Origin of the sequence: Micrococcus luteus, from assembly GCF_022664405.1 — a bacterium.
Classification (GTDB): Bacteria; Actinomycetota; Actinomycetes; order Actinomycetales; family Micrococcaceae; genus Micrococcus; species Micrococcus luteus.
This window is the reverse complement of record NZ_JAKRLB010000002.1, coordinates 167309-174855: the sequence shown is the minus strand read 5'-3', so window position 1 is coordinate 174855 and position 7547 is coordinate 167309. Positions and strand designations below refer to the sequence as shown.

Sequence of the window (7547 nt, the reverse complement as noted above, 5' to 3'; positions counted from 1 at the left end):
GTGAGTCATGAGTGGGTCTTTTCGGGCAGGTGGGTTGTTGAGGAACTTCCATCCTGCGGGAGAGGCCCGCTCGTCTCATCTCAGCCCGGCCCTCGTGCCAAGAACCTCATGACCCACAACATCTAGGAAGCGACGACGACGGCTCCCGTCTCGGCCACGACAGTGCGTGGAAGGCGCCCGTTTCCCGAACGAAAGTGCCGGGACACGCCGCCGTTTCCCGAACGAAAGCGGGGTGGGGCGGAATAGGTGCGGCGGGGCGTCCGTTGTGGTCGGCAGGATGATCGCCGGCGTGAACGCGTCGGCCCCGCTGACGAAAGGACCCACCGTGGCCACCAAGGACCTGACCCTCGAGGAGTTCGGCTCCACCGTCGCCGAGAACGACACCGTGCTCGTGGACTTCTGGGCCGGCTGGTGCGGCCCGTGCCGCCAGTTCGCCCCCGTGTTCGAGGCCGCCTCGGAGAAGCACGAGGACGTCGTGTTCGCCAAGGTCGACACGGAGGACCAGCAGCAGCTGGCGGCGATGGCCGGCATCACCTCCATCCCCACGCTCATGGCCTTCCGCGGCGGTGTGCTCGTGTTCTCCCAGGCCGGCGCCCTGCCGGGCACCGCGCTCGAGCAGCTGCTCGACCAGGTCAAGGGCCTCGACATCGCAGAGGTCCGCCGCCTGGCCGAGGAGCAGCAGGGCCAGCAGGGCGACGCCGAGCCGGGGCAGGACGAGGCCGTACAGTCCACCGCCGCCCACCTCGACGACGTCAACGGCCGCTGACGGCCCGCGCGGCGTCGCCGCGCCGGCCGCTCACCGCGGGTCGAACGCCCCCTGCTGCCACTGCTCCACGAGCCACGGGCTGAACGCCCGGGGGACGGCGGCCAGGGCGGCGGCCAGATCGGCCGGCTCCACCCAGCACCACTCCGCGACCTCGTCCCGCTCCGGGGCGGGGTCGCCGTGCATCCGGGCCCGGAACACCGGGCAGATCTCGTGCTCCTCCATGCCGGAGGCGTCCGCGGCCCGGTAGCGGAAGTCGGGGAGCACCTCGACGACGTCGGACACCTCCACGCCCAGCTCCTGCGGGGCGCGGCGCAGCACGGCCTCCGCGGGGGACTCGCCGGGGCCGGGGTGCCCGCAGAACCCGTTGGTCCACACCCCGGGGAACGCCGCCTTGCCCAGCGCCCGGCGGGTGAGCAGGAACCGGTCGGCCTCGTCGTACACGTGACAGGAGAAGGCCAGGTGCAGGGGCGTGCCGCCGTCCTCGGTGCGGCGGTGGACCGTGGCCTTGGCCTCCGTGCCCACGGCCTCGCCCGCCGGGGACAGCAGGACCACGCGCTCGACGTCGTCGGGGCCTGCGACCGGGACGTCCGAGGCCGCCATCCACGGTCGGGCGACGGGGGAGGGGTGGTCGTGCGGGGAGGGCGTGGCCGGGGTCTGCATGCCCCTCAGTGTGGCAGGCGAGCCGGGCCGCCCATCAGATGTGGGCTACGTCACCTCAGCCCGATCCCGGCGGCCGGGCGTGGCTAGAGTGCTGAGGTCGGCGCCACACCCCGGCGCGTCCCACGTCACTCCAGGACAGCATCCCATGGCCTTCGCCGCCCTGTCCCGTTCCGCCCGTCTTGCCGGCCTGTCCGCTGCCGCGCTGCTGGCCCTCACCGCGTGCGGCGGTCAGGACTCGTCCGACGCCGACGCGTCCGCCTCGACGACGGCGCCCGCCTCCGCGTCCACGCAGGGTGCGGAGTCCTCGTCCGCCTCGGCGTCGTCGCTGTCCGCGGCCCCGGCCGACTACGAGGCCGGCACGTGCTTCACCGCCCCGCTCGGCGCGCGTGACCTGTCCTCCTTCGAGACCACCGACTGCGAGGGCGCCCACACCGCGGAGTACCTGTGGGCCGTGCCGGCCGTGGCCGAGGGTGAGGAGGCCGACCCCGCCGCCGCCCAGACCTGCACCGCCCAGGCCCAGCGCCTGAGCGAGGAGAAGGAGGACCAGCTGAACGGGGCCGTCCTGACCTCCTCCGAGCTGGGCAACTACGGCACCGACGAGAAGCACTGCGTCGTGTACGGGGTCTCCGGTGAGTGGGAGGGTCAGATCGTGGACCCGGAGATCACCCTGGAGACGGCGTCCGCCGACGCCTGATCCCGCCGGCGGCCCCGTGCGTCGTGAGATCGCGCCGCCCGGGACCGCCGCGGATGGACGCGGGACCGGCGCGGCCCGTAGTGTCTTCTGCGTCCAGAAGTTAGACGGTCGAACAGGTGCGGCGGTCGGTGCCGCGTCGTGTCCGCCACCGAGGAGGCGCCATGGGTGAAGCGAGGACGGGCGGCGAGGCCGCGCTCTCCGGGGTGACCGCCGAGCTGGACGCCGCGCTCCGACACGCCGCGGCCCAGGCGCCCGGATCCGCCGCCTTCGCCGAGCTGCTCGACTCGCTCCACGTCCATGTGGGCGCCGGCAAGCTCATCCGCCCCCGTCTCGTCGAGCTCGGCTGGCGCCTGGCGACCGCCGACCCGGTCCCTCCGTCCGGCCGCGCTGCCGTCGACCGACTCGGGGCCGCCTTCGAACTGCTGCACACCGCGCTGCTCGTCCACGACGACGTCATCGATCGGGACGTGCTGCGGCGCGGCCAGCCCGCCGTGCACGCCTCCGCCCGGCACCGCCTCGAGGCCCGCGGGGTGCCCGCCGCGGACGCCGCCCACGCCGGGGTCGCTGTCGCCCTCATCGCGGGGGACGTCCTGCTCACCCAGGCGTTCCGGCTCGCCGCCACCTGTGCCGCCGACACCGCCCGTGCCGCCGAGGCCGCCGCCGTCGTCTTCGACGCCGCCGCCGTGACCGCGGCCGGCGAGCTCGAGGACGTGCTCCTGGGGCTGTCCCGCCACACCGGTGAGGAGCCCGATCCCGACCGCATCCTCGCCATGCAACGGCTCAAGACGGCGCACTACACGGTCGGCGCGCCCCTGCGCGCCGGCGCCCTCCTGGCCGGGGCGGATCCCGACCTCGCCCGGGCGATGGGCGAGGCCGGCGCCGACCTCGGCGCCGCCTACCAGGTGATCGACGACGTCCTCGGCGTGTTCGGCGATCCCGGGGAGACCGGCAAGTCCGCCGACGGCGACCTGCGCGAGGGCAAGGCCACCGTGCTCACCGCCCACGGCCGCCGCATCCCCGCCGTCCGCGCCCTGCTCGACGCGGGCCCGGCCACCCCCGCGGACATCGAGGCCGCCCGCCGCGCCCTCGAGGCGGCCGGTGCCCGGGAGCACGCCCTCGACGTCGCCGCCGAGCTCACCGTCCGCGCCCGCGAGCGCATCGCGGCCCTGCCCCTGGACGAGACGGTCCGGGCGGAGTTCGCCGACGCCTGCCACGCCGTGCTGACCCGGAGGTCCTGAGATGGCCGCGCCCACCCCGAGCCCTGCCGCGCTGTACACGCGGACGGCCCACACCGCAGCGGCCCAGGTGATCCGCCGCTACTCCACGTCCTTCTCCTGGGCCTGCCGCACCCTGCCCCGGCAGGCACGCCAGGACGTGGCCACGATCTACGCCATGGTCCGCGTCGCCGACGAGGTGGTCGACGGCGTCGCGGTGGCCGCCGGGCTCGACGAGGCCGGGGTCCGCGCCGCCCTGGACGACTACGAGCGGGCGTGTGAGGCCGCGATGGCGTCGGGCTTCGCCACCGACCCGGTCCTGCACGCCTTCGCCGACGTGGCCCGTCGCCACGGCATCACCCCGGAGCTGACCCGTCCCTTCTTCGCCTCCATGCGCGCGGACCTGGGGATCCGCGAGCACGGCGCCGAGTCCCTGGACGCCTACATCCACGGCTCGGCCGAGGTGGTGGGGCTGATGTGCCTGCAGGTCTTCCTCTCCCTCCCCGGCACGCGGGCCCGGACCCCGGGCCAGCGGCAGGAGCTGCGCGCGCAGGCCTCCCGGCTGGGGGCGGCGTTCCAGAAGGTCAACTTCCTCAGGGACCTGGCCGCGGACCACCACGAGCTGGGCCGCACCTACCTGCCCGGTGCCGCACCGGGCGTGCTCACCGAGGCCCGCAAGGCCGAGCTCGTGGCCGAGGTCCGCGCCGACCTCGACGCCGCCCTGCCCGGCATCCGTGTCCTGGACCCCGGGGCCGGGCGCGCCGTGGCCCTGGCGCACGGACTGTTCGCGGCCCTGGTGGACCGGATCGAGGCGACCCCGGCGGCCGAGCTGGCCCACCGCCGTGTCCGGGTGCCGGACCATCAGAAGGCCCGGATCGCCGCCCGCGTCCTGGCACGGGGCCGCCGGGGAGGCCGCCGATGAGCGCCCGGGACACCGCTCTCGGCCCGCGCACCGTGGTGGTGGGCGGCGGGTTCGCCGGACTGGCCACGGCGGGCCTGTTGGCCCGCGACGGGCACCGGGTGACGCTGCTGGAGCGCGGCGCCGTCCTGGGCGGCCGTGCCGGACGCTGGTCCGAGGCGGGGTTCACCTTCGATACCGGGCCCTCCTGGTACCTGATGCCCGAGGTGATCGACCGCTGGTTCCGCCTCATGGGGACCTCCGCCGCCGAACGGCTGGACCTGCGCCGTCTGGACCCCGGCTACCGGGTGTACTTCGAGGGGCACCTCCACGAGCCCCCCGTGGACGTGCGCACCGGCCACGCGGAGACGCTGTTCGAGTCCCTCGAGCCCGGCGCCGGGCGCCGGCTGCGGGCCTACCTCGACTCCGCGTCCCGGATCTACGGGCTCGCCAAGGAGCACTTCCTCTACACGGACTTCCGCCGGCCGGCCGCCCTGGCCCACCCGGACGTCCTGCGCGCCCTGCCGGCCCTCGGGCCCCAGCTGCTGGGGGGCCTGCGCTCCCACGTGGCGGCCCGCTTCCAGGATCCCCGGCTGCGCCAGATCCTGGGCTACCCGGCGGTCTTCCTCGGCACGTCCCCCGACCGTGCCCCCGCCATGTACCACCTGATGTCCCATCTGGACCTCGCCGACGGCGTGCAGTACCCCCTCGGCGGGTTCGCGGCCCTCGTGGACGCCATGGCGGAGGTCGTGCGTGAGGCCGGTGTGGAGATCCGCACCGGGGTCGAGGCGACCGCCGTGGAGGTCGCGGACCGTCCCGCCCCCGCCGGCCGCCTCGGACGCCTGGCCGCCCGCCTGCCCAGGCCGGGAGCAGCCCGCGGGGACGAGGGCCGACGTCGCCGCCCGGGCCGGGTGACCGGCGTCGCCTGGCGGTCCGACGACGGCGCCGCGGGACGCCTCGATGCCGATGTGGTGGTGGCCGCCGCGGACCTGCACCACGTGCAGACCCGTCTGCTGCCTCCCGGCCGGCGCGTCGCGGAGTCCACGTGGGACCGGCGCGACCCCGGCCCCTCCGGCGTGCTCGTGTGCGTGGGGGTGCGCGGATCCCTGCCCCAGCTGGCCCATCACACCCTGCTGTTCACGGCGGACTGGGAGGACAACTTCGGGCGCATCGAGCGGGGGGAGGACCTCGCCGCGGACACGTCGATCTACGTCTCGCGCACCTCCGCCACGGACCCGGGCGTGGCCCCGGAGGGCGACGAGAACCTCTTCATCCTCGTCCCGGCCCCCGCCGAGCCGGGGTGGGGGCGCGGCGGCATCCGGGTCCGTGACGGCCAGAGCTGGCGGGTGGACCGCGCCGGGGACGCCCAGGTGGAGGCCGTGGCGGACCGGGCCCTCGATCAGCTGGCCCGCTGGGCCGGGATCCCCGACCTGGCCGAGCGCATCGTGGTGCGGCGCACCTACGGGCCCGGTGACTTCGCCGCGGACGTGCACGCCTGGCGGGGTTCGCTGCTGGGCCCCGGGCACACGCTGGCGCAGTCGGCCATGTTCCGCCCCTCGGTGCGGGACGCGGACGTGGCCGGCCTGATGTACGCGGGCTCCTCGGTGCGCCCGGGAATCGGGGTGCCCATGTGCCTGATCTCCGCCGAAGTGGTCCGGGACGAACTGCGCCACGACGCGCGCAGGGCCCGGCCCGCGGGCCCCGGGGGGAGCGGCACATGATCCGCACCCTCTTCTGGGCGTCCCGGCCGGTCAGCTGGGTGAACACGGCCTACCCGTTCGCCGCCGCCGCGATCCTGACCGGGGGGCTGCCCGCGTGGCTGGTGGTCCTGGGCGTCGTGTTCTTCCTGGTGCCCTACAACCTGGCCATGTACGGCATCAATGACGTGTTCGACTTCGCCTCGGACCTGCGCAACCCCCGCAAGGGGGGTGTGGAGGGCTCCGTGCTGGGCGACCCCGCGGTGCGCCGCCGGGTGCTGGCGTGGTCGGTGCTGCTGCCCGTGCCGTTCGTGGCCGTGCTCGCGGGCTGGTCCGCCGTGCGGGGCGAGTGGGCCGCCGTGCTGGTGCTCGCGGTGAGCCTGTTCGCGGTGGTGGCGTACTCCTGGGCGGGGCTGCGGTTCAAGGAGCGGCCCTTCCTGGACGCCGCCACCTCCGCCACGCACTTCGTCTCCCCCGCGGTCTACGGCCTCGCGCTGGCCGGGGCGACCCCCACGCCCGCCCTGGCGGCGCTGCTGGGGGCGTTCTTCCTGTGGGGCATGGCCTCGCAGATGTTCGGGGCGGTGCAGGACGTGGTGCCGGACCGGGAGGGGGGCCTGGCCTCGGTGGCCACCGTGCTGGGCGCTCGGCGCACCGTCCTGCTCGCCGCTGGCCTGTACGCGGCGGCGGGCCTGCTGCTGCTGGCCACCGACCCGCCGGGCCCGCTCGCGGCGCTGCTGGCCGTGCCCTACGTGGTGAACACCCTGCGCTTCCGCCGCATCACGGACGCCACCTCGGGCGCGGCCCACCGCGGCTGGCAGCTGTTCCTTCCGCTGAACTACGTGACCGGCTTCCTCGTGACCCTGCTGCTGATCGGGTGGGCGCTGACCCGGGGGGCGGCGGCATGATCTACCTGCTGGCCCTGCTGGGTGTCATCGGCTGCATGCTGCTGGTGGACCGGCGCTTCGAGCTGTTCCTGTGGCATCGCCCGCTCCCGGCGCTGCTGGTGCTGGCCGCCGGGGTGGCCTACTTCTTCGCCTGGGACCTGTGGGGGATCGCCGAAGGCGTGTTCCTGCACCGGCAGTCGCCCTACATGACCGGGGTGATGCTCGCCCCCCAGCTGCCCCTGGAGGAGGGGTTCTTCCTGCTCTTCCTCAGCCAGATCACGATGGTGCTGTTCACCGGGGCGCTGCGCCTGCTGCGCGGCCGGGGACGCGACGCCCGTGCCGCGACGCCGGCCGATCCGACCGACGGGGGGAGCCGGTGACCTTCCTCGACCTCGTCCTCGTCTTCGTGGGCTTCGCCCTGGCCGTGCTCGTGGGCGCCGCCCTCGTCGGCCGCGTGCGGGGCGAGCACCTGCGGGCCGTGACGGCCACCCTGGTGGCCCTGTGGGCCCTCACGGCGGTCTTCGACAACGTGATGATCGCCGCGGGGCTCTTCGACTACGGCCATGAGCTGCTGGTGGGTGCCTACGTGGGCCAGGCGCCCGTGGAGGACTTCGCCTACCCGCTCGGCTCCGCCCTGCTGCTGCCGGCGCTCTGGCTGCTGCTGACGAGCCGTGGTCGTGCCGGTCGGCGCGGCCCTCGGCCGGGACGCCGTCCCCACCCGGACGATCGCTGAC

9 protein-coding genes are annotated in these 7547 nt (G+C 75.0%); 8 read left to right on the top strand and 1 reads right to left on the bottom strand.

Translation table 11 applies throughout. From position 1 onward, the window contains the following. Nucleotides 1-325: 325 nt before the first annotated feature. The gene (gene trxA / locus MF605_RS01695; RefSeq protein WP_069941388.1) at nt 326-766 is read left to right on the top strand and encodes a thioredoxin; all 441 of its coding nucleotides are present in this window, start codon (nt 326-328) and stop codon (nt 764-766) included. A 30-nt stretch (nt 767-796) separates the two neighbouring features. On the opposite strand, the gene idi is transcribed toward trxA, so the two are convergent. Beyond that, nucleotides 797-1426, bottom strand: coding sequence for an isopentenyl-diphosphate Delta-isomerase (gene idi / locus MF605_RS01690; protein ID WP_020626536.1), 630 nt, complete (start codon nt 1424-1426; stop codon nt 797-799). A 145-nt stretch (nt 1427-1571) separates the two neighbouring features. Between idi and MF605_RS01685 the strand changes: the two genes are divergently transcribed. The 7 genes from MF605_RS01685 (at nt 1572) to crtYh (ending at nt 7546) form a co-directional block, all read left to right on the top strand. Next, the gene (locus tag MF605_RS01685) at nt 1572-2120 is read left to right on the top strand and encodes a hypothetical protein (protein ID WP_010079992.1); all 549 of its coding nucleotides are present in this window, start codon (nt 1572-1574) and stop codon (nt 2118-2120) included. Nucleotides 2121-2281: 161 nt separating this feature from the next. Continuing rightward, the gene (locus MF605_RS01680) at nt 2282-3358 is read left to right on the top strand and encodes a polyprenyl synthetase family protein (protein WP_010079993.1); all 1077 of its coding nucleotides are present in this window, start codon (nt 2282-2284) and stop codon (nt 3356-3358) included. 1 nt (nt 3359) lies between these two features. After that, entirely contained in the window at nt 3360-4256 is an 897-nt protein-coding gene (locus MF605_RS01675; RefSeq protein ID WP_010079994.1) for a phytoene/squalene synthase family protein, read from the top strand. Continuing rightward, a complete protein-coding gene (gene crtI / locus MF605_RS01670) occupies nt 4253-5953 on the top strand; it encodes a phytoene desaturase family protein (protein ID WP_134416918.1) in 1701 nt (566 codons plus the stop codon). The genes MF605_RS01675 and crtI overlap by 4 nt, the downstream gene beginning before the upstream one ends. Further along, nucleotides 5950-6834 (top strand): prenyltransferase, encoded by an 885-nt coding sequence (locus MF605_RS01665; protein ID WP_036314900.1) that lies wholly within the window; start codon nt 5950-5952, stop codon nt 6832-6834. Before crtI ends, MF605_RS01665 begins: the two co-directional genes overlap by 4 nt. After that, complete coding sequence (gene crtYg / locus MF605_RS01660) at nt 6804-7193, top strand: C50 carotenoid gamma-cyclase subunit alpha CrtYg (protein WP_070708835.1); 390 nt, start codon at nt 6804-6806, stop codon at nt 7191-7193. The genes MF605_RS01665 and crtYg overlap by 31 nt, the downstream gene beginning before the upstream one ends. Beyond that, nucleotides 7190-7546 (top strand): C50 carotenoid gamma-cyclase subunit beta CrtYh, encoded by a 357-nt coding sequence (gene crtYh, locus MF605_RS01655; RefSeq protein ID WP_073117244.1) that lies wholly within the window; start codon nt 7190-7192, stop codon nt 7544-7546. The genes crtYg and crtYh overlap by 4 nt, the downstream gene beginning before the upstream one ends. The last annotated feature ends 1 nt before the right edge of the window (nt 7547 follow it).

Bases quoted from the DNA above. Each gene is read 5' to 3' on its own strand.
- idi (WP_020626536.1), bottom strand. From the start codon at position 1,426: ATGCAGACCCCGGCCACGCCCTCCCCGCACGACCACCCCTCCCCCGTC.
- MF605_RS01685 (WP_010079992.1), top strand. From the start codon at position 1,572: ATGGCCTTCGCCGCCCTGTCCCGTTCCGCCCGTCTTGCCGGCCTGTCC.
- MF605_RS01680 (WP_010079993.1), top strand. From the start codon at position 2,282: ATGGGTGAAGCGAGGACGGGCGGCGAGGCCGCGCTCTCCGGGGTGACC.
- MF605_RS01675 (WP_010079994.1), top strand. From the start codon at position 3,360: ATGGCCGCGCCCACCCCGAGCCCTGCCGCGCTGTACACGCGGACGGCC.
- crtI (WP_134416918.1), top strand. From the start codon at position 4,253: ATGAGCGCCCGGGACACCGCTCTCGGCCCGCGCACCGTGGTGGTGGGC.
- MF605_RS01665 (WP_036314900.1), top strand. From the start codon at position 5,950: ATGATCCGCACCCTCTTCTGGGCGTCCCGGCCGGTCAGCTGGGTGAAC.